15 protein-coding genes and 5 pseudogenes are annotated in these 22386 nt (G+C 42.2%); 15 read left to right on the plus strand and 5 right to left on the minus strand.

Annotated elements, in window-relative coordinates; all coding sequences use genetic code 11:
- The first annotated feature begins 215 nt into the window (after positions 1 to 215).
- Positions 216 to 1244: a tRNA dihydrouridine(20/20a) synthase DusA gene (dusA, locus tag BM135_RS14660; protein WP_092520903.1), complete on the plus strand. Its 1029-nt coding sequence runs from the start codon at positions 216 to 218 to the stop codon at positions 1242 to 1244.
- Positions 1245 to 1281: 37 nt separating this feature from the next.
- On the opposite strand, the gene BM135_RS14665 is transcribed toward dusA, so the two are convergent.
- Entirely contained in the window at positions 1282 to 2265 is a 984-nt protein-coding gene (locus BM135_RS14665) for a quinone oxidoreductase (protein ID WP_092520906.1), read from the minus strand.
- Between the two features lie 267 nt (positions 2266 to 2532).
- Between BM135_RS14665 and BM135_RS14670 the strand changes: the two are divergent.
- Positions 2533 to 3760: pseudogene (locus BM135_RS14670) on the plus strand (tyrosine-type recombinase/integrase).
- A gap of 168 nt (positions 3761 to 3928) precedes the next feature.
- The gene (locus tag BM135_RS14675) at positions 3929 to 4168 is read left to right on the plus strand and encodes a helix-turn-helix transcriptional regulator (RefSeq protein WP_422646114.1); all 240 of its coding nucleotides are present in this window, start codon (positions 3929 to 3931) and stop codon (positions 4166 to 4168) included.
- A 173-nt stretch (positions 4169 to 4341) separates the two neighbouring features.
- Here BM135_RS14675 and BM135_RS14680 read toward each other — a convergent pair whose 3' ends face one another.
- Complete coding sequence (locus BM135_RS14680) at positions 4342 to 4521, minus strand: YlcI/YnfO family protein (RefSeq protein WP_092520911.1); 180 nt, start codon at positions 4519 to 4521, stop codon at positions 4342 to 4344.
- 241 nt (positions 4522 to 4762) lie between these two features.
- On the opposite strand from BM135_RS14680, the gene BM135_RS14690 reads away from it, so the two are divergent.
- The 11 genes and pseudogenes from BM135_RS14690 (at position 4763) to BM135_RS14740 (ending at position 16613) form a co-directional block, all read left to right on the plus strand.
- A complete protein-coding gene (locus BM135_RS14690; protein ID WP_092520914.1) occupies positions 4763 to 5170 on the plus strand; it encodes a hypothetical protein in 408 nt (135 codons plus the stop codon).
- Between the two features lie 2 nt (positions 5171 to 5172).
- Positions 5173 to 7394 (plus strand): annotated as a pseudogene (locus BM135_RS14695) (toprim domain-containing protein); the annotation flags it as partial.
- Positions 7395 to 7552: 158 nt separating this feature from the next.
- Entirely contained in the window at positions 7553 to 8287 is a 735-nt protein-coding gene (locus BM135_RS14700) for an Hcp family type VI secretion system effector (RefSeq protein WP_092520916.1), read from the plus strand.
- A gap of 2 nt (positions 8288 to 8289) precedes the next feature.
- Entirely contained in the window at positions 8290 to 9132 is an 843-nt protein-coding gene (locus BM135_RS14705) for a DUF6402 family protein (protein WP_092520941.1), read from the plus strand.
- 134 nt (positions 9133 to 9266) lie between these two features.
- Positions 9267 to 9527: pseudogene (locus BM135_RS17565) on the plus strand (DUF6201 family protein); the annotation flags it as partial.
- A 235-nt stretch (positions 9528 to 9762) separates the two neighbouring features.
- Positions 9763 to 10668: pseudogene (locus BM135_RS14715) on the plus strand (terminase TerL endonuclease subunit); the annotation flags it as partial.
- A 374-nt stretch (positions 10669 to 11042) separates the two neighbouring features.
- On the plus strand, positions 11043 to 11663 hold the full coding sequence (locus BM135_RS14720) for a phage baseplate protein (RefSeq protein ID WP_245737422.1): 621 nt from the start codon (positions 11043 to 11045) through the stop codon (positions 11661 to 11663).
- A 480-nt stretch (positions 11664 to 12143) separates the two neighbouring features.
- Positions 12144 to 12402, plus strand: a pseudogene (locus tag BM135_RS14725) (helix-turn-helix domain-containing protein).
- A gap of 423 nt (positions 12403 to 12825) precedes the next feature.
- Complete coding sequence (dnaB, locus tag BM135_RS14730; RefSeq protein ID WP_092520943.1) at positions 12826 to 14235, plus strand: replicative DNA helicase; 1410 nt, start codon at positions 12826 to 12828, stop codon at positions 14233 to 14235.
- A gap of 61 nt (positions 14236 to 14296) precedes the next feature.
- Entirely contained in the window at positions 14297 to 15355 is a 1059-nt protein-coding gene (alr, locus tag BM135_RS14735; protein WP_092520944.1) for an alanine racemase, read from the plus strand.
- A 64-nt stretch (positions 15356 to 15419) separates the two neighbouring features.
- A complete protein-coding gene (locus tag BM135_RS14740; protein ID WP_092520945.1) occupies positions 15420 to 16613 on the plus strand; it encodes an amino acid aminotransferase in 1194 nt (397 codons plus the stop codon).
- Positions 16614 to 16896: 283 nt separating this feature from the next.
- Here BM135_RS14740 and BM135_RS14745 read toward each other — a convergent pair whose 3' ends face one another.
- From BM135_RS14745 to uvrA, 3 genes are all read right to left on the minus strand, one after another.
- Entirely contained in the window at positions 16897 to 17463 is a 567-nt protein-coding gene (locus BM135_RS14745) for a disulfide bond formation protein B (RefSeq protein WP_092520946.1), read from the minus strand.
- 12 nt (positions 17464 to 17475) lie between these two features.
- Positions 17476 to 17634: a DUF5993 family protein gene (locus BM135_RS17570; protein WP_339385091.1), complete on the minus strand. Its 159-nt coding sequence runs from the start codon at positions 17632 to 17634 to the stop codon at positions 17476 to 17478.
- 723 nt (positions 17635 to 18357) lie between these two features.
- The gene (gene uvrA / locus BM135_RS14755; protein ID WP_092520948.1) at positions 18358 to 21189 is read right to left on the minus strand and encodes an excinuclease ABC subunit UvrA; all 2832 of its coding nucleotides are present in this window, start codon (positions 21187 to 21189) and stop codon (positions 18358 to 18360) included.
- Positions 21190 to 21462: 273 nt separating this feature from the next.
- Here uvrA and ssb1 point away from each other — a divergent pair, with 273 nt between their 5' ends.
- On the plus strand, positions 21463 to 21987 hold the full coding sequence (gene ssb1 / locus BM135_RS14760; RefSeq protein WP_092520958.1) for a single-stranded DNA-binding protein SSB1: 525 nt from the start codon (positions 21463 to 21465) through the stop codon (positions 21985 to 21987).
- Positions 21988 to 22386 lie beyond the last annotated feature (399 nt).

Consider the following 22386-nt stretch of genomic DNA (forward strand, 5'->3'; position numbering starts at 1 on the left):
GACTAAGCGCCAGAAGGCTGGCTGGGATAATGGCTATATGATGAAAATCCTGACAGTGGGATTTTCATCTGTATAAATTAGACCCGTTTGCCCTAGGGGGGAAGCAATGATTTTGTGCCTAAACATTAGGCTATGGTATACTACTCGGCTCTCTATAATCCCTTGTATCCCAGAATACCTTCAGTAGGGTATTTTGAAAAACAAAAAAGATCCACATGCAAGAAAATAAAGAAGTTAAAACTATCCCTGAAATAAACGGAAAAGCCTATAAATTCAAGCCTTCCCGGTTCTCTGTTGCACCCATGCTCGACTGGACTGACCATCATTGCCGTTACTTCCATCGCTTATTAAGTAAGGAAGCTCTGCTTTACACGGAAATGGTTACAACGGGCGCGATTATTCATGGCAAAGGGGATTATCTGGTTTATAACGAGCAAGAGCATCCATTGGCATTGCAATTAGGTGGCAGTGATCCTGAAGCCTTGGCACAGTGTGCTAAGATTGCGCAGGAGCGGGGCTACGATGAAATTAATTTAAATGTCGGTTGCCCTTCTGATCGCGTGCAAAACGGCCGCTTTGGTGCTTGTCTGATGGGAGAAGCGTTGTTGGTAGCCGATTGTGTTAAGGCTATGCAGGATGTAGTGGATATTCCTGTTACCGTCAAAACCCGTATTGGCATTGATGAACAGGATAGCTACGAGTTTCTGTGTGATTTCATTGATACCGTCGTGAAAAACAGTAATTGCGATAATTTTGTTATCCATGCGCGTAAAGCATGGTTGTCTGGTTTAAGCCCAAAAGAAAACCGCGAAATTCCACCTTTGGATTACCCACGGGTCTATCAATTGAAGAAAGATTTTCCGCAACTGACGCTTTCCATTAATGGCGGCATTAAATCACTGGAAGAAGCGAAGCAACATTTGCAGTATGTTGATGGCGTGATGATTGGGAGAGAGGTTTATCAAAACCCATCCATTCTGGCACATGTGGATCGTGAATTGTTTGATCAAACAGTTTCAGTGACTAATACGGTTGATGCGGTTAAAGCGTTTTATCCTTATATCGAACAGGAATTGTCTAAAGGCACTTATTTAGGGCATGTCACCCGCCACATTTTGGGGATTTTTCAGGGCATTCCCGGTGCACGTCAGTGGCGTCGCCATTTAAGTGAAAACGCCCACAAGCAGGGCGCTGACATTATGGTTGTTGAAAAAGCACTGGAAATGGTAACTGAGCGGATGTAATCCGCTCAGAAATTAGAAACTATGGGATCAATAAGAACTATGGGATCAATAAGCTGGAACCGTGGGTTGCACGGCTTTCCAGTGTCCGGTGTGCTCTTATTGCTTCTCTCAGTGGGAACTTCTGGCTTTCTGGAACATCCACATTGATTTTGCCACTGGCAATAAAATCAAAGAGTACTTTGCTGGCTTCATTCAATTCCTCATGGGTAGTGATATAACCAAACAGAGAAGGGCGGGTGAGGAACAGCGAACCTTTCTGATTGAGGATACCTAAATTTACCCCTGTTACAGGCCCAGAAGCATTACCAAAGCTGACCATCAGCCCTCTGGGTTTCAGACAATCGAGAGAATCCAACCATGTTGCTTGACCGACGGAATCATAAACCACATCTACTTTTTCCCCATCCGTGATGTCCAAAACACGCTCCACGATATTCTCGCGATTATAATTAATGGTCTGCCATGCTCCTGCTGCTTTAGCAAGGTTGGCTTTTTCATCTGAACCAACAGTCCCAATCAATTTTGCTCCCAATGCCTTTGCCCATTGGCAAGCAATTAAACCAACACCCCCCGCTGCTGCATGAAATAGTAAGGTTTTCCCTGCTTGGATCTTATGAGTTTGATGGAAAAGATAATAAACAGTCAGACCTTTTAAGAATGATGCTGCGGCTTGTTCGAATGATATGGCATCTGGCAGTACAGCTAATTTATTTTCTTGTATATTGTGTACTTTACTGTAAGCACCAGAAGCTGATTGGGCATAAACCACACGATCGCCGACCTTAATGGACGTTACATCTGCCCCAACTTTAGTAACGATACCCGCTGCTTCTGTTCCCAACCCACTGGGTAGATTAGCAGGCGGATATAACCCGCTACGTATATAGGTATCAATATAATTAATACCGATAGCCTTATTCTCAACTTGTACTTCATCAGCTGTAGGATCAGCAGGCGTAAATTCACAATATCGGAGCACTTCTGGGCCGCCAGTGGCGGAAAATTCTATGCGTTTTGCCATGGTAACTCTCTCATTATGTTAGAAGTATTGGGAACAGCCTCGTACGTTTACATTGCAATTGCTGTAAACTGCGTTAATGTGTCCGAAATCATTACAGACTATCTATATTTACTTTGTGTTCTGATGTTTGTCCATAATTATTATTTTTATATAAATATCAAGTAATTAATTAATCATTAAACTGTATGTTGTTACGGTGTTTATTGACGTTTTCTCACCTTTGCAGCACACTATGTATAAACAATTGTATAAATATCTTTAGCGATTATGGCTGCCGAACTAAACAAGCTCAGTGACAAAAAACTTAGAACCCTGCACGGAAAAGAAAGGGGCAATATTGAATTTTTTGCCGATGGTGCTGGATTGAGCGCCAAAGCATCTAAAGTTGGTGGCATTAGTTGGGTCTTTACCTACCGACTTGATGGCAAAAAGTTAAACCGCCTTACGATTGGACGCTATCCTGATGTGAGTCTCAAACAGGCTCGAGAAACGAGGGATAAATGTCGCAGTTGGTTAGCATCTGGTAAAGATCCAAAGCTCCAATTTAACTTAACGATGCAGGAATCATTAAAACCAGTCACTGTAAAAGACGCTATTGAATATTGGATAGAGCACTACGGCAGAGAAAATCGAGTAAATATTGATACCCTTATTCTTCAATTAGAAAAGCATATTTATCCTTATATTGGTGAAATGGCATTGTCTGATTGTGAAACAATATATTGGCTGCAATGCTTTGATCGAATGAAAAAGAAAGCTTCGGTGGCTTCTGGTTCTGTATTTCAATTGTGCAAACAAGCTCTAAAATTTTGCCGGGTAAGAAGATATGCAGTCAGCCATGTATTGGATGATTTAACTATTCAGGATGTTGGCAAAAAACAAAATAAAGGCCAGCGGTATTTAGAAGATAATGAACTTGGTCAATTATGGGACTCCATAAATGCAGGTATTTTCTTACCTTATTATAATAATTTATTGAAAATTTTGGTTGTATTTGGTTGTATTTGGTTGTCGGACACGGGAGATCAGATTATCTAAATGTTCAGAATGGAATTTTAATTCTATGTTATGGACTATTCCAAAAGAAAATAGCAAGACAGGCGAGAAAATCATTCGCCCAATACCGGAATATATGAAGCCATTTTTAATGAATATTATTCACCAAAACCATAAAAGTAGTTACCTCTTAGGGGAAATTAAAAAACTTGAAGCAGTCGCACAATATGGCAGAAAAATATGGAAAAAATTAGAGCATGATGAGGAATGGTCTTTGCATGATTTAAGGCGAACGTTTGCAACTAAAATGAATGACATAGGCATCGCACCTCATGTCGTTGAGCAACTGTTAGGCCATGCGCTGCTGGGCATAATGGCGATATACAACAAGAGCCAATACTTACCAGAGAAGCTGGATGCTTTAAACAGATGGTGTGAGCGACTGGATGTATTAGCGGGCAATTATGAGAATGTGGTTATATTAAAAGCAGCTCAATAATCGGAATTAATGAGTTGTGAGAATGACCATTGTTATATATACGTAACAAATATGGCTTTCTTTCGTAATAATTTCTATTAAGTAAAATGCCCTCACAAAAACAATTAAACAGTGAGGGGTAACACAGCCAAGCAATACAGTACTCCTACATCAGAAGAACATCGCTCCATCCTTTCTGAATATAGTGAACCTTATAATCGTCTTATACGTGAAAAAGAATGCCAGCACATCACCTCTATTTCCAGAACGTCAGCATGGAAGCTGGAAAATGAAGGTCGTTTTCCTGCTCGTAAACCATTAGGCCGCAATTCGTGTGCTTGGTCGCTTAGTGATCTACTGCATTGGGTGCATAATCCGCCCACAGTAGAAAACGTGAATACCCCATATAGCCGCAAATCTACCAATTAATAACGTCATAAAAAACTAACTGCCTTAATTGGCAGCGGTCAAATTCACCCTAAAAACAGCTTAATTTCGGGAATAATTGGTGTGATGGTAGATATTAGTTATAGAAATTCTTTGATACTTAATAACCATCAATTTGAGAGACAACCCTCTTTAAGAGGGTTAATTGATGATTCTTACTCAGATAATGCTTTAGCTTTGCGCTGGCGGCGTTTGATTTCGCTCGACATAGCCGAAATTATGAATTGCGCAGTGCTTTCCCCTTCTTCTTTAAATTTTTCCATTGAATCAACAAGCTCATGCGGTACACGAGTTTCTAATTTTTTTGACTTTGCGTTTACTGCTTTCGTTGCCATACCAGCACCCATTAGTAGTTGGTGGCTGGCACCTTGTTTTGTTCAAGAAGTAAAAACAGCAACGCCCCGAAGTGCGCTAACACTGTCGAGGCGTCTAACTACAACATTATCGGAGTTAATGCTGTGGCTGATACACAGTCTAACCAAACTCGCCTTAAATTTATATTCCTAATTACATCCGGCACTCAGCGGCTGGCTGGTATGTCCTCACTGATCTTCGTATCACGTCAGGGGGCATACCATGAGTAATAAACCTATCTCATTAAAACAGGCGTTATATCGTGCAGGTCTGGGTATTTCACTTTTCACGTTCATTACCAAAAAAGCCAAAGGTGAATGCGAAATCAATTTAAATAATCTGATTGCATTGGCGCACGGCATTCATCAGGAGGTTCACCGCGCCCTGTTGAAATATGCTCCGCAGCCACCGATGAATAAATTATTAAATTGCATTGTATACAGAAAATCCGATCCGTTAGGTCAGGCTTCATTTCGGGCGGGTTTATGTACCTCTTTATATGAGGTCATTCTTGAGCAGACTAGCCAACACTGTTCAGAAGAATTACACGATTTGCTTTCACTGGCCTGTGATATTAATCAGGAAGTTTACTATTCGCTTTATGCAGCAGTTAATGGCGAGGATGAGTGATCATGAGTCAAGGAAAGAATAACCAGAAAAGTCGTCCGATTGACGTAATCCGAGCAGTTAAACAATCCGCCGCTAGTCACTGGCAACTTTTATTGCCTACCTGTGGGATTTGTTCCGGCAAGCGGCAAGCATGGCGCTTGCCCGATATGCGGCGGTACTGACTGTTTCCACTTTATCGACGATAACCATCATGGCGATTGGCATTGTCGCCAATGTGATGAGCCGAATCACGGTGATGGGCTGGATTTGGTGGCGAGAATCAAGGGGATCACCGTCTTTGCAGTGGCGAAGTTGGTTGCTGATGTGCTGGTAATGCCTTTGTTTGAACCCCAAACCGTCAATGAACAACCACGAGAAGCAAAGCCCATTACAGAACACATCGCGGCATTGCTTGCCAGCGCTGTTACGGGTGGATCTCAATATCTGGTGAAAAATGGGCTGCAATACCCCAATCAACGATTATTGAAAGATGGCTCGTTATTGCTGGTGGTTCAAACACTGGACGGCATAATCACAGGCGGGCAAACCGTCAAGCCTAATGGTGAAAAACGCCTTGTCTCAGGGACTCAGAAGAAAGGCAGTTTTATTCCTGTCTCCGAGATTACCGGAACACCAGACACTTTCATTATCACCGAAGGTTATGCCACAGCGTTAACGGTCAGCCAGTTACATGAGGGTGTGGTATTGGCAGCCATTGATGAAAGCAATTTATTCACCATTGCCGAACAGGTCAGAACACAGTGGCCGAACGCAAAAATCATCCTTGCCGCTGATAATGATTGGCACGAACCGGAAGAGCGGGACAAAAACGGCAGGCTAAAAAAGAATGTCGGCAAGATAGCGGCAGAAAAAGCAGCTATAGCGATTAACGGCTGGGTCACGCTACCGCCTACGGCATTGAAATCTGATTGGGACGATTATCGCCAGCATCACGGCATTGAGGCAGCAAAGCAGGTATTCAGTAATGGATTATATCAGGTTGGGGAGCCAAAACTCATGGAAGCAGAAGCGGTGATTATCCACGAAACGCAGCCCAAAAAGGCTAATAACAATCTGGCACAAATGGCAGCCAGTCAGCGCGGGGCGCTATTGGTTGAGCGATACGGCAAGGTAGCGGTTAATTCTGATAGCGAAATGGTTTACCACTATAACGGTACAACATGGGAAACCGTGTCGGATAATGAGCTGCGCCGCGCAATGGTGGCAATCTTTGACCAGCACGAAACCCCTTACAGCCCGAACGGGATCAATAACGCTATCTATGCCATGAAATTACAAGTGCCGGTTATTGGGGAACAACGGCAGGATTTAATTGGGTTCCGTAATGGTGTGTATGATTTATCGACTCAACAGTTTACCCCGCACCAGCCGGAACACTGGCTAATGAACCATAACAGCATCGAATTCACCGCCTGCTATCGGTGAAAACTTGCCAGATCATGCCCCTGACTTCTATCGTTGGTTATCCCATGCAGCAGGCAACAATAAAAACAAGATGAATCGTATCAAAGCTGCCCTATTTATGATCCTGACAAACCGCTATGACTGGCAGTTATTTATTGAAGTCACGGGCGAAGGTGGCAGTGGTAAAAGCATCTTTACCTATATCGCCACCTTATTAGCGGGAGAGCACAATACTGCCAGTGGCAATATGAGAGCATTGGATGAGGCGAGAGGCTGTTATCAGTTTGTCGGGAAGAGCCTGATTACGCTGCCCGATCAGGTTAAATATGTCGGTGAGGGTGCTGGCATTAAGGCGATTACTGGCGGTGATTTAATCGAAGTTGATGGGAAATATGAGAAGCAATTTTCTACGGTCATTAAGGCCATTGTATTAGCCACCAATAACGAACCAATGAGCTTTACCGAACGTAACGGCGGTATCGCACGGCGGCGGGTGATATTCCTGTTTAACATTCCGGTCAAAGAGTCAGAGAAAGATCCACACTTGCCGGAGAAAATCAGTCGTGAACTGCCCGTTATTATCCGCCATTTATTAAACGAATTTGCCGACCAGAACAAAGCTAAAAAGCTACTACAGGCACAACGCGATTCTAACGAAGCATTAACGGTGAAAAGCAATTCCGATCCCTTGTATCGCTTTTGTGGTTATCTGGTAACCGTCAATGAAGCTACTGGGATGAAGATGGGCACTAAGAATATCAGCCCACGGGCACCGAGAATGTATTTATATCATGCTTATCTTTCTTTTATGGAAGCGCACAGAAATTTAAACGATGTAATATTCTGATTTTATTTAAGAACAGAGATTAACCACAAATTTACTGCTGAATTTTTCTTCATACTAGAATAGATAAATATTCCTGCTGTATTCTGTTTCATTCATTCGATTTTATCAGAAGTCAGATCACAGGAGACAAGATGTCACACGTTATCTACTTATCACTAAAAGGCAAGAAGCAGGGATTAATTTCAGCGGGATGTTCAAATCCAGAATCTATTGGAAATCGCTATCAGACAGGCCGAGAAGACGAAATACAGGTACTGAGTGTCAGCCATTCAGTGAGCCGCGATCAGAACGCACATCATCACCCGGTCAGCTTTACCAAACCCATAGATAAATCCTCACCACTGCTAGCAATGGCAATCGACGGAAACGAATTGCTGGAAGCACGCTTTATGCACTACCGGACAAGCCCGATGGGACAACTGGAACTTTTTTACGAAATTAAACTGACAGGCGCAACGATTGTCGATCTGGCTTACAATTATCCCCATTCTATCAATGACAACGGCGCAATCCCCCATGAAATAGTGATGCTCGATTACAAATCTATCTCATGTAACCATATTGCAGCGGGGACTTTGGGCTACAGCATTACACAATTAGCGGGGCGTGAAGAAGGCAAGCCGTTGTTGTCTGGGTTCTCGAATGTGAAGCCATTGATTGAAGAAGCTGTAGTGGCTCTATTTAGCCATAAGTTCATATTGAAACATCAAGGGGATGCCTGCCAAGATATTGCGTATGGTGTGGAAACGGACAAGGGACTGATTGAGGGAATATGTCAAACATCTGGAATGACAAAACAGTTTGATGCCAAAAAAGAAGAAAATATTGAAGTTAAATATTTATTTCAGACAAAAATAGGGATTTGATAATGTCGATTTTTAAAATTAAAACCGTCAAAGACGGAAAAACAACAGAAATTGAAACCGATGTTTTTTATTTAAACCAAATCCCGGATGCAATGGAAAAAATTGGCTGGGAGATGGCACCAAAATTAATGCGCCATTGGTTTAATGCAAAACCTGCCTATACATTTACAGAAGAAGTAAAGAAAAAGTATGTTAGAGGTATAGCAATAGATATACTGGATGAAAGGGTTAATGATTTTATCATAAAAATGGCATGGGCGTTAAAATATAAACAACCTCAAGATGTAATGTCTGTATTAATTAATGGGTGGGCTAGTAGTGCGGGCATAGATCAATTAAAAATACAATTAAAAAAAGAAGGCGGAAAGAAAGAATTAGGGTATGAAAAGGATATGCGAGAAATAGATACTTTTTCAGTGGTTAACTCTAGAGGGTTTAGCTCTAAATTTGATACGATTGACGATTGGTATGGTGCTATGGGTAATTCCAATATGAAGGTGGCTGTTAAGGGGTATGTAGATAAATTAAACAATAAGGATGTTTTTGTCACAGAACAAATTGGGATGTATTTAAAAGACACTTATGATTTTGTTGGCTCTAACGAACCTTTAGGAATCTGGAGTAAAAACGGTGTATTAGACAAAGTAAGTTCTGTTGATTATGCCGCTCTTTATGCGACTGGAAGCTGGATGGCCTTATGGATTAAATATAATGGGTATGTTCCTGTCATTAATGATAGTTTTAGAAAATGGCAGAAAAAACATAATGAAGGTGGTGATTTCATTGTTTATTCCGATGTTTTATGGATGAACCCGTTACCACAACATAAAATTATTAATCTATGAAAAATAAATGTAATTGTTTTTTTAAAAAACCATTATTGGTTGTGGTTTTCATTATTGCTTTTGTAACATGAGTGTTATTTCCATCAACATTTTTCTTCGGTAGTTGAAATAAATATTTTGAGGAGAAAGGCGAAGATAGTCAATATACCGCAGTGGTATATAAAAAAATACCCATATCTCCATATGCAATGTGGAGGTATGTCATTATGGGAGATAAATATTTTATTGTTTTATATGACAATAAAAATAAAGATATCTGGAGGAGTTCTCCATTTACATCAATATCATATGAGGCATTTTTTGCTTCATTTAGCCTTCCAACCACTAATAGTGATGTTTTTATATACCCAACAGATGATGGATATCAAAGCATACATATAAACAAATTGAAGTAATTTTTTGTAAATATTCCGTCTCTATGCTTCCTCATGTTTAGCCTCTAAATTTCAGAGGCTTTTTCATTATTTTTTCAGTGTTAAATAATGTTTTAAAGAAAATAATTATCTTGAAAAATACCATGAAGAAATTACTTGAATTACGCCAACAGAAAGCCGATATGACTACTCAAATACGCTCATTGCTCACTGTTGTGCTTTAATAAATTCGGACACTTTGGTAAAGGGACAGAGTGAATCTCTGTTTGCCCTGATTTACGAGCTGGACGATGAGCACTAGATTGATAATGAAGCTCTTTGGATTAAGGCCAATCCCAATCTGAATATCTCCGTGGACAGTGCCTCATTGCATGACACCATCCAGAAAGCGCGGGTCATTCCCTCTCAATGGACGGAAATGCTAACCAAACGTTTTAATATCTGGTGTCAGGGCGAAACACCGTGGATGGGGGAAGGGGCTTGGAAAGCCTGCAAACTCGATTATGATGAAAACGATCTGAAAGGCTTGGAGTGCTACGCCGGACTGTATTTATCCTCAACGGGCGATATCACCAGCATCTGTTACACGTTCCCCGTGGATAATAAACTGTTACTATTGACCCGCCATTATTTACCAGAAGCCCAGTTACAGAATCCTGCCAATAAGAATCGGGCAGTGTACCGACAATGGGTACAAATGAGCTGGATACGCACCACAGCAGGCGATTGCATTGATTATGATCGTATCCGTGATGATATTCTCAAAGATAGCCAGCACTTTGATATTAAGCTAGTGGGTTTTGACACATGGAACGCTACGCATCTACGAACGCAATTACAAGGTGCGGGGCTGGATGTTGAGCCATTCCCGCAAACTTATATGCGTTTTAGCCCGGTGGCAAAATCTGCTGAGGTGTTCGTTAACCGCAAGATTATTCGTCACAACGGCGATCCGGTGCTGGCATGGGCAATGTCCAATGTGGTGATGGAAACGGACGCGAACGCCAATATCAAACCGAATAAAAAGAAATCAGCGAATAAAATCGACCCTGCGGTTGCGTTCCTGATGAGTTTTGGCACATGGCAAGTAGAGCATGAAGAGTTTGCGTTTAGCCTGAGTGATGAACAGAAACAGAGACTGGATAACTTTGATGGAATTTAGATAATTCATGGACTTTACTTGCTTCTGTCACTGGGAATAAATTATTAATAATCAATGAACTATGATGGTTAATATTTCAGCCATTTATCACGGTGGAATATCTCACCTTTAATAACATCAAGTGTTGTCAGTTACTTGATAAATTTTATTATTTACTATCTGTTATTTTGTGCCATTCTGCCATCAAAGCATACAACTTATTAAATATTAATCAGCCGAATTTAGGCAAGCCGTACTCTCCAGTATTGATGAACCGATTTTATTGATGTTCACAGGCGGAGAAGTATCCCACCGCCTCATCTTGCCAAGGATATTCTCAATAAGCATCTTTGGCTTAATTAGCAATCTATGTTGTTAATACATGAGGAATCAATATGAGCATTCAAGATAAGAAGCGCACAATAGAAACGTTAACTGAAGATGAGTTGGCGCTAGAACGGGAAAAACATGCTGTAACCATTGATATATTATATCCCGTTGGGATTGTTACATTTTTTGCTCAAAGTAAAGATCCAAACATCCTATTCCCTGACACTGTCTGGAAATATATTGGCGAAAATAAAACTATTAGACTAGGAGCTTTAGATGGTTCCGACATTTTATCAATAGGAGGAAATGACACTATCACATTGAAAGCTTCACAACTCCCTCCTCATAATCACTCATTTTCAGCTATAACAGATTCATTTGATTACGGGATAAAATCAACCAGTGTCGCAGGTGATCACAAGCATGCTACGGCGTTATCATATGATCAAAGTCAAGAACCTATATGGGGAGGATATATTCAAAAAGGAGTGGTAATTCGTGGCGCTTCCTACAAATACAATGAAAAGGTTGCATATACAGATAATCAAGGTAATCACACTCATTCTGTAAATATTGGTAGCCATCACCATACTGTTTCAGGAACAACATCAAGTACTGGTAACAGAGAAATAATAGATATCACCAATGGTTATATCATGTTGATGGGGTGGTATAGATTAGAATAAAGAACTTTTGCATTAGCTGGAGCTTGATAGCTAATTTTTTGAGGCACTTCATTGGGGCGGTTTTTCATGCCCCTTCTGTTATTTTCTTCCCAAAATAACTCTTCCACCTTTTGTATCGGTATTAGGGATAATTCGCTCTGTCCTTACTTCATCTGTAGTTATGGTGTTAAGCGAAGATCAACAGTAACACATTTAGTGGAATATAACGCAAAAAGTTAAGCGTTTATACTGATTCGCTTATTGAACCAGTTAAACCAATCAGTTAAAGTACCTCCGCCATTAGCAAAATCTAGTGGTCAGGGCTTCGCATCCCTGAGTCAAGAATACTGGTAGGAAGTTTCTACCAGTACTTGCTATCACCCTTTCAATGGTGATTCAGGTAGGGGAGGCTTCGGCCTCACCGGAATCTTGACCCGGTAATGCGAACCTTGCTTGAATCACCACCATCAATTTTTTCAATTAATGGAAGGGGTAGCAGGAATGAATAACGTTAAAAATGACTGGCATCAAGCCGACATTATTGCTGCATTACGTAAGCGCGGTACAACTTTAGCGGCTGTTTCTCGTGAATCTGGCCTCAGTTCATCTAAACTGGCAAATACTCTCAGCAGACCGTGGCCGAAAGGCGAATGGATTATTGCTTAACTATCTCGAAATACATCCCTCAGAAATCTGGCCCAGTCGCTATTTTGATTCGTATGGTGAATTGATTGAACGCAAGGTTCGGGATAAATCATAAAAATAATCAGTTCCATTTGAAAATCATCGGGAAGATAGCCGTAACGGGGTATCTTCTCACTAGCAGCAATATTCGTAGTTGTTACTTTAATAGCATTCAACTGAACACACATAATCCTCTATAGCTTGGAACGTTAAACGTACTGACCATGTTTTATTGTTCACACATTCACTCTCATTCTTTCTTTTCTTTTGCCTTGTTTTTATCTTATGCTTTGTTTATAGATTTGTTCAGTGTTCTATGTATAAACAATTATATAAATAAACAAGAACAAACGCATTAAAATATGAGGTTTATTTATTCAATATCAATCGGTTGTGTTTAAATTACGAGTATAGACTATATATAATTACTCAAGGCTGTTTTCATGGCGTATACTTATGCGCTATTTCGTTTTTTGTTTAGTAGATTGATGCGGTATACATGGCTGGGAAAAAACCAACTAACAACAGTATGGCTGAACCAAAAGATCGCCAAGTGGAAGGGCTGAAACTTCCACCACACTCTTTGGAAGCAGAGCAATCCGTGTTAGGCGGTTTGATGCTGGATAATGAACGTTGGGATAATGTATCCGAGCGGGTTACCAGCAATGACTTTTTCAGCCGACCACACAGGCGTATTTTCTCTGAAATGCAGCGTTTGCTTGAAAGAGGCAAACCCATCGACCTGATCACATTATCTGAATCTCTTGAACAGAATGGTGATCTCGATAATGTTGGCGGGTTCGCCTATCTTGCCGAATTGTCAAAAAATACCCCAAGTGCAGCGAATATCAACGCTTATGCTGATATCGTCCGCGAGCGTGCGGTAGTACGCGATATGATCGCAGTAGCAAATGAAATTGCAGATGCAGGCTATGATCCACAAGGCCGAACCAGCGAAGAACTCTTGGATTTGGCAGAATCACGCGTATTCCAGATAGCAGAAAATCGGGCGAATAAAGATGAAGGCCCGAAAGGTATAGAGCAGATCCTGGAAGAAACTATTGAGCGAATTGAGATGCTCTATCAGCGCCCACATGATGGCGTAACTGGGGTTTCTACGGGCTATCAAGATTTGGATAAGAAGACTGCTGGCTTACAAAAATCAGATCTAATTATCGTGGCAGCGCGCCCTTCAATGGGTAAAACCACTTTTGCGATGAACCTGTGTGAAAACGCAGCGATGACGCAGGATAAGCCTGTTCTGATTTTCAGCCTTGAGATGCCCGGCAATCAGATCATGATGCGTATGCTGGCATCCCTATCCCGAGTAGATCAAACACGTATTCGTACCGGTCACCTTGATGATGAGGATTGGGCGCGAATTTCCAGCACAATGGGGATTTTGCTGGAAAAACGCAATATGTATATTGATGATTCATCCGGTTTGACACCAACAGAAGTGCGTTCCCGTGCGCGGCGGGTTTTCCGCGAACATGGCGGACTCAGCTTGATTATGATCGATTACCTGCAATTGATGCGGGTACCTTCTTTATCTGACAACCGAACATTGGAAATTGCGGAAATATCCCGCTCATTGAAAGCATTGGCAAAAGAGCTTCAAGTGCCGGTTGTTGCACTCTCCCAGCTAAATCGTAGTTTGGAGCAACGGGCCGATAAACGACCAGTTAACTCCGACCTGCGTGAATCAGGTTCTATCGAACAGGATGCTGACTTGATCATGTTTATTTATCGTGACGAGGTTTATCACGATAACGGTGAACTGAAAGGCGTGGCTGAAATTATCCTTGGTAAACAGCGTAACGGCCCTATCGGTACAGTAAGGCTGACATTTAATGGTCAATGGTCACGATTCGATAATTATGCTGGGCCAAGTTATAGCGACGAATAAATCTAAGCACCTATCGCTTATGTTCAAATGACTGAATAATCAATATCGAAGATAGGCTGTTATTGACCGCCGCGCTCTGCGACACAATTTGCAACAGGTGAGAGTACAAGCTCCTGACAGTAAACTGATTGCAGTTGTGAAAGCAAACGCCTATGGACATGGTTTATTAGAAACTGCGCACACAATGGAAGATGCTAATTGTTTCGGTGTCGCTCGAATTGGGGAAGCGCTTGCCCTGCGTAGTGGTGGGATCGTCAAACCAATCTTGCTATTAGAAGGTTTTTTTGAAGCGGCTGATCTGCCTATTTTAGTCGTCAACCATATTGAAACCGTGGTGCATTGCATTGAGCAGCTTGAGGCACTGGAACAGGCGGATTTGTCCCATCCGATTAAAGTGTGGATGAAACTGGATACAGGTATGCATCGCTTAGGTGTCAGGGTCGATGAAGCAGAAGAGTTTTATCAACGCCTGAGCCGTTGCTATAACGTTGAACAACCCGTTAATATCATCAGCCATTTTAGTCGTGCAGATGAGCCTACGGTTGAAACGACCCAGCAACAAATTGATTGCTTTATGGCATTTATTGCGGATAAAGCCGGCGAAAAATCCATCGCTGCCTCCGGAGGGATTTTATTGTGGTCACAAGCGCATCTGGACCGGGTGCGTCCCGGTATTATGATGTACGGGGCTTCGCCAACGATAGATAAAACGGCTGCTGACTTCGATTTGATTCCTGCTATGACCCTAAAATCCATTTTAATTGCTGTACGTAAACATAAAACAGGTGAATCGGTGGGATACGGTGGTACATGGAGCAGTAAGCGTGATACCTGCCTTGGCGTTGTGGCGATGGGGTACGGTGATGGCTATCCCCGCGGTGCACCAGTCGGTACACCTGTATTTATCAATGGCCGGGAAGTGCCGCTTGTTGGTCGCGTATCCATGGATATGATTACTGTGGATCTGGGGCCTGGGTGTCAGGATAGAGTTGGGGATGAAGTTACCCTTTGGGGGAGTGTGCTGCCAGTGGAAAGAATTGCAGAGCATTCGGGGATCAGCGCTTACGAGCTGATTACGAAGCTAACCTCGCGTGTTGCAATGGAATATCTAGACGAATAATCCGGTAAGTTATATTGTTTGCTATTGTATTTTTTATAAATTCACGAGCAGGGGGTATAACATAGTGTTCCAGGATGTTGATGCGTATGCGGGTGATCCTATTCTGTCGTTGATGGAAGCATTTAAAAACGATCCCCGTGCAGAAAAAATTAATCTGAGCATCGGGCTATATTACGATGAGCAGGGTATAACACCAAAATTGCAGGCTGTTGCGGTTGCCGAAGAACAAATGCGTGCTTTGCCACAGTCTGCTTCCCTTTACCTCCCAATGGAAGGGTTATTTGCCTATCGCGTAGCAATTCAGAAATTGCTGTTCGGCAAAGATCATCCATTGTTAAACCAGAAGCGTATTGCAACCATTCAAACCTTGGGTGGCTCAGGCGCGCTGAAAGTAGGGGCTGATTTCTTACACTGTTATTTTCCAGATTCTGAAGTATGGTGCAGTGATCCAACCTGGGAAAACCATGCGGCCATTTTTGCCGGAGCTGGCGTCAAGGTGAACTATTACCCTTATTTTGATGACAAAACCAAAGGGGTGAAATTTGACGAAATGCTGGCAACATTCAAACAATTGCCTAAAAAAAGTATTATTTTAATGCATCCTTGCTGTCATAACCCAACAGGTTCAGATCTCACCAATGATCAATGGGATCAGGTGGTTCAAGTTACCAAAGAGCGGGAGTTGCTGCCTTTCCTTGATATTGCTTATCAGGGTTTTTCCGATGGCATGGAAGAAGATGCTTATGTGATCCGAGCAATGGCAAATGCGGGGCTGCCTTGTCTGGTCAGTAACTCATTCTCGAAAATTTTCTCACTGTATGGTGAGCGAGTTGGTGGGTTATCAGTTATCTGTGACGATGCAAAAGCAGCTGAATGTGTTTTAGGGCAATTGAAAGCGGGAGTGCGCCGTATTTACTCCAACCCGCCAAATTTTGGGGCACAGGTTGTTGCCAGGGTATTGAGTAATACTGAGTTAAAAACCCAATGGCTGGAGGAAGTAGAATGGATGCGCTTGCGTATTCTGGAAATGCGGACAGTATTGGTAAATGCATTAAAAAAAGCCCTGCCGGAGAAAAACTTTGACCATTTACTAAAACAGCGCGGCATGTTCAGCTATACCGGATTCAGCCGGAAACAAGTTGATAGATTACGTGAAGAATTCGGTGTTTATCTGGTCGGTTCCGGTCGTGTTTGTATGGCTGGAGTGAATCACCATAACGTACAGCGTATTGCAGAGGCATTTGCTGCGGTGAGTTAGTGATTTTATTTATATTGAACAAGACCATAAGCGCTGGCGTCAACAAAACAGCAATCGCCAATATTCTGTACCGGATAAGGTGATGGATCGGATGCTTGGTAAGCTGGAGGTTCCGACTCCGGAGGAGGCACATGTAGTTTGCTATTTCATTGACTCGGCGCTTTTGAATCGATAACCACAGAATATATTTCTGGTGATTTCGCTGAAAAGATCTTATTGGAAAAGATAGAAGGCTGTTGGAATTACGTAGCCTTCTATTTTTAATGATTTTAGTATGAAAGAATTACTTCTTTAGTAACTGATAGAACGTCGGGTTGTCATCACATTGTCCGCCGCCACATTCTAATATGGTAGAAACCAAATTGGCTGCAATTAAAAATGCGAACAAACCCATAGCAATTTTGCCCAATGTTGGTGGCGAGTATTTTGCTGAATCAGTATTACCGATTTTCAGAGGCATAATAACCGCGATGGCAATGATAGTCAGAATAGATAGAATTGCGGCCCAAGTATAAAAATGCAGGCCGAAGAAAGTTGAACCATATCCCATATCTCCCGGCAGGATATGGAGAGAAACCTGACGCATGGCAACGAAACCAGTCACAATACAGCCGAGTAATGAGAGGCTATAATGGGCGTTCTTTATACCGAAATAAATATTAAACAAAAAGCCGAAACCAATCATGATGATGCCTGCCCGCTGCAATAAACATAATGGGCAGGGAAGTTCAAAACGCACTAGCTGATAATAAAACGCGACTATCAAAATTACACTAATACCGAACAGACCGAGGATATTCAAGGCCATTGCGAGGTTAACATTACGCGGTGCTGACATTGTATTATTCATTACGGCCTCCGATTAAAAAGAAAGGTTCAATGCATCAGTTGCATGATATTTAAACCAAAATACCGTGATAATGAATAAAGCAAACCAAAGCGTATATGTCAGCTTTTTTTTGCCAGTAATGACAGTGATGATTGTAACTAGCGCAATTAAGAACGGTAAAAACATATACATGTTTAATCTCCAATTATAAATTTAAAGCATATGTTATGCCATTTTGGCATTGATGCATTGGTAATATGATCATTAATAATATTAGGTCAACCATATATTATGAGATCACCAGATAGATTATTTCACTAATCCTTTCGCTCTACAGGAAGTTTAGCTGTGAGCGGAAAACAAGCTTGTTATTACCAATAATTAGTTAGTTGCATGATTTTCTGACTGAGATGTTTTTCCTCATTTTCTAACTGACTAACTCTATTTTCTAACCGCCTGACTTTAGCGTTAAGAACGTTAAGGTTATTGTTTATTTCTATGATTTTATGGATTATTTTTAAATTTTTATGTCGATTTTTTTGGGAAGGAGAGATATTGTTTTTTGCCATTAGACAGTTAACCTCAATGTGATTTTTAGCGCTATCAGGCCGTATTTATTTGAATCTTGAATATAGCGTAATCATAGAACACATCTAGTAAACTTCAAATCAACATAAATATAAATAGTCTGGCTTTAATATTTTATTGAGCCGAAAGAGAAAAAGTACAAATCTAATCCCCGTTTACACGGGGAACACGTGGTTTTTCACCATAAAGATAAATATTCTGCCGGTTTATCCCTGTACATAGCAACGGGGAAGAAAAATTGAATAATGTGCTTTAAATCCTAAGCCACTATTCAGAAAGATCATCGTATCATGAGAAAGATAATAGTACCAAAATAGAACATTATTCTCACTTAGGTTGTAGTATCGGTTTCAAAAAACGAGCAGTGTGAGATTTTTCGCACTGGGACACTTCTTCTGGCGTTCCCGATACCAGTATCTCACCGCCGCCGCTGCCGCCTTCAGGGCCAAGGTCGACAATCCAGTCAGCCGTTTTGATGACATCCAGGTTATGTTCAATAACAACAATGGTATTTCCTTGATCCCGGAGTTGATGCAGAACAGACAGTAATTGCTGAATATCCGCAAAATGCAGGCCAGTTGTTGGCTCATCAAGGATATACAGGGTTTGGCCTGTACCCCGTTTAGATAATTCCCGCGCTAGCTTTACCCGTTGTGCTTCCCCGCCTGAAAGTGTCGTTGCGGATTGCCCCAGACGAATATAGGAGAGGCCAACATCTATCAAGGTTTGTAACTTACGGGCAAGAGCCGGGACTGCATCAAAAAACTCACGGGCCTCTTCAATAGTCATATTCAGCACTTCATTAATATTCTTGCCTTTATATTTGATTTCCAGAGTTTCGCGGTTGTAACGCTTACCTTTGCATTGATCGCAAGACACATAAACATCAGGTAAGAAGTGCATCTCAACTTTAATTACGCCATCACCCTGACAGGCTTCACAGCGTCCACCTTTAACATTGAAACTGAAACGCCCCGGTGTATAACCACGGGTTCGGGATTCAGGAACGCCAGAAAATAATTCCCTTACAGGGGTGAACACACCAGTATAAGTCGCAGGGTTTGAGCGAGGAGTTCTGCCAATCGGGCTTTGATCAATGTCGATCACTTTATCAAAATGCTCAAGGCCTTGAATATCGATGTAAGGTGCCGGAGTAATATTTGTTGCTCCATTTAATTGGCGCTGTGCGATAGGGAACAATGTATCGTTGATCAGCGTTGATTTGCCGGAACCAGAAACACCAGTGATACAAGTAAACAGGCCAACAGGCAGTTTTAATGTCACCTTTTTCAGATTATTGCCTTTTGCGCCAATCAATTTCAGCATTTTGTCTGGATTGGCTGGCACACGCTGCTCTGGAATGGCAATTTTGCGTTCACCACTCAGGTATTTTCCTGTGAGGGATTTTTGGCTCCCCATAATATCGGCGATAGTCCCTTCGGCGACAATCTCACCACCATGTACACCTGCTCCCGGCCCGATATCAATAATATGGTCAGCCGCACGGATGGCGTCTTCGTCATGTTCGACTACAATAACGGTATTGCCCAAATTGCGCAGATGCAACAACGTTTCCAGCAAACGCTCATTATCCCGTTGATGCAGACCAATGGAAGGTTCATCCAGCACATACATCACACCAACAAGACCAGCTCCAATCTGGCTCGCTAGACGGATACGCTGTGCTTCCCCGCCAGAAAGGGTTTCTGCTGAACGAGAGAGAGCCAGATAATTTAACCCAACATTGACCAAGAACTTCAGGCGATCATGAATCTCCTTTAGAACTTTTTCGGCAATTTTGGCCCGTTGTCCATTCAGCTTGATATTTTGGAAAAACTCCATCGCATGGCCGATGCTGAAATCCGAAATTTGTGGCAGCGTGGTATTTCCGATAAAGACATGACGTGCTTCTTGACGCAACCGAGTTCCGTCGCAAGAAACACAAGAGCGATTGCTGATATATTTCGCCAACTCTTCCCGTACTGAGGTGGATTCCGTCTCTTTATAGCGGCGTTCCATATTATGCAAAACACCTTCGAACGGATGGTTACGCACGACCACATCGCCACGGTCATTGGTGTATTTGAATTCAATGGGCTCTTTGTCTGAACCGTATAAAACCGCTTTTCGAATGGTTGGGTTTAACTGATTAAACGGTGTTTCAATATCGAATTTGTAGTGTTCGGCCAGAGATTTCAGCATCTGGAAATAATAGAAATTACGGCGATCCCAACCGCGGATTGCACCACCTGCAAGGGAAATATCTTCATTCTGAACAACACGCTCAGGATCGAAAAATTGCTGAATACCTAAACCGTCACAAGTTGGGCAAGCGCCCGCGGGATTGTTGAAGGAAAACAGACGTGGCTCCAGCTCGCTCATACTATAGCCACATATCGAACAGGCAAAATTGGCGGAGAAAACCAGTTCTTCAGCCCGAGTATCATCCATATTAGCAATGACGGCAGTGCCACCGGAAAGCTCCAACGCAGTTTCGAATGATTCTGCTAATCTCTGAGCGAGGTCAACACGCACTTTGAAACGGTCGATGATGACTTCAATGGTATGTTTTTTCTGTAATTCGAGTTTTGGGGGATCAGAAAGATCACATACTTCACCATCAATACGAGCGCGGATATAGCCTTGTGCAGCGAGATTATCCAGTAACTTGGTATGCTCGCCCTTACGCTCTTTGACGACAGGAGCCAGCAGCATCAGACGTTGACCTTCCGGCAGTGCCAGGACGTTATCCACCATCTGGCTGATCGTCTGTGCTGCCAGCGTGATATCGTGCTCAGGGCAGCGCGGTTCGCCAACTCGTGCAAATAATAGGCGGAGATAATCGTGAATTTCAGTTATCGTTCCGACTGTAGAGCGCGGATTATGGGAAGTAGACTTTTGCTCAATGGAAATGGCCGGGGATAGACCCTCAATATGATCAACATCCGGTTTTTCCATCAGTGACAAAAACTGGCGGGCATACGCGGAGAGTGATTCAACATAGCGACGTTGGCCTTCTGCATACAGGGTATCGAAAGCCAGAGATGACTTACCGGAGCCTGATAGCCCGGTAATGACTATCAGCTTGTCACGGGGAATTATTAAATTGATATTCTTGAGATTATGGGTGCGGGCGCCCCGAACTTCGATGTTATCCATATACCACTTCCCAGATTATTGATAGTGCAAAACTCGATTAATATAGTGCAAAATTCATAAACGCGTCATTATTGCACAAACATTGCTGAATGGATATACAGTGTTTAATGGAGAATTATACTGTAACCATGACAATGTAAAATACGATGAGCTTCGCAAAGTATAATATAACGGCTCTCTGTTTAAACTTAGTCCTCGCATGGTAAACTACTTCGCTTATAATTAGAGAATTCCGTTTTTTAGCAAAAATTCATTTCATCAGGAGTATTCCCAATGGCCAGCAGAGGCGTAAACAAAGTTATTTTAGTGGGTAATTTGGGGCAGGACCCGGAAGTTCGCTATATGCCGAATGGCGGTGCAGTCGCCAACATTACTCTGGCAACGTCTGAGAGCTGGCGTGACAAGCAAACCGGTGAGATGAGAGAAAAAACCGAATGGCATCGCGTAGTGATATTCGGAAAATTGGCAGAAGTCGCAGGTGAATACCTACGCAAAGGCTCTCAGGTTTATATCGAAGGTTCTTTACAGACTCGCAAATGGCAGGATCAGAGCGGTCAAGATCGTTATACCACGGAAGTTGTGGTCAATCCTATAGGCGGCACTATGCAGATGCTGGGCGGCCGCGGCGGTGCAGCAAGCCAAGATGCACCAGCACAAGGTGGTTGGGGACAACCACAGCAGCCACAAGCACAAGCATCTCAGCAATTCAGCGGCGGCGCTCCATCTCGTCCGGCACAGTCTCCTGCGCCACAGAGCAATGAGCCACCAATGGATTTCGATGATGACATTCCGTTCTAGAGTATGTGTAATCTAAAACTGTAAAGATAAGTGTCAAAATAAACCATAACCCAGCGTCCTAGCTGGGTTTTTTATTTTTCAACTTAAAACTATGTCCTGCGGGCGTGGTTATTAATTTGGTTTCGGCTCTACCTGCATTTTTTTATTATTGCGTTGAAGACTCAGACTGAATACAGGCGGCTTTTTGCAGGGGATTTTTACTGAGAAAAGTGTAGATGACTTTGTTTATACATAAAAAACTTTAAGTTAATCAGATAAATTATCTGCATTACTGTTATAATTGATAACCCGATAACCCGATAACCCGATAACCCGATTTTCCACCTGTTCTGATGAAATCGACGATAACACTTTCTGAGCCTGAACGAATTACATTGCAACAACTGGCTTTGAATCCCC

Source organism: Xenorhabdus japonica (assembly GCF_900115195.1).
Lineage (GTDB): Bacteria > Pseudomonadota > Gammaproteobacteria > Enterobacterales > Enterobacteriaceae > Xenorhabdus > Xenorhabdus japonica.

Excerpts from the sequence above, each read along its gene's own strand:
- dusA (WP_092520903.1), top strand. The coding sequence starts at position 216 with ATGCAAGAAAATAAAGAAGTTAAAACTATCCCTGAAATAAACGGAAAA.
- BM135_RS14665 (WP_092520906.1), bottom strand. The coding sequence starts at position 2,265 with ATGGCAAAACGCATAGAATTTTCCGCCACTGGCGGCCCAGAAGTGCTC.
- BM135_RS14680 (WP_092520911.1), bottom strand. The coding sequence starts at position 4,521 with ATGGCAACGAAAGCAGTAAACGCAAAGTCAAAAAAATTAGAAACTCGT.
- BM135_RS14690 (WP_092520914.1), top strand. The coding sequence starts at position 4,763 with ATGAGTAATAAACCTATCTCATTAAAACAGGCGTTATATCGTGCAGGT.
- BM135_RS14700 (WP_092520916.1), top strand. The coding sequence starts at position 7,553 with ATGTCACACGTTATCTACTTATCACTAAAAGGCAAGAAGCAGGGATTA.
- BM135_RS14705 (WP_092520941.1), top strand. The coding sequence starts at position 8,290 with ATGTCGATTTTTAAAATTAAAACCGTCAAAGACGGAAAAACAACAGAA.
- BM135_RS14720 (WP_245737422.1), top strand. The coding sequence starts at position 11,043 with ATGAGCATTCAAGATAAGAAGCGCACAATAGAAACGTTAACTGAAGAT.
- dnaB (WP_092520943.1), top strand. The coding sequence starts at position 12,826 with ATGGCTGGGAAAAAACCAACTAACAACAGTATGGCTGAACCAAAAGAT.
- BM135_RS14745 (WP_092520946.1), bottom strand. The coding sequence starts at position 17,463 with ATGAATAATACAATGTCAGCACCGCGTAATGTTAACCTCGCAATGGCC.
- BM135_RS17570 (WP_339385091.1), bottom strand. The coding sequence starts at position 17,634 with ATGTATATGTTTTTACCGTTCTTAATTGCGCTAGTTACAATCATCACT.
- uvrA (WP_092520948.1), bottom strand. The coding sequence starts at position 21,189 with ATGGATAACATCGAAGTTCGGGGCGCCCGCACCCATAATCTCAAGAAT.
- ssb1 (WP_092520958.1), top strand. The coding sequence starts at position 21,463 with ATGGCCAGCAGAGGCGTAAACAAAGTTATTTTAGTGGGTAATTTGGGG.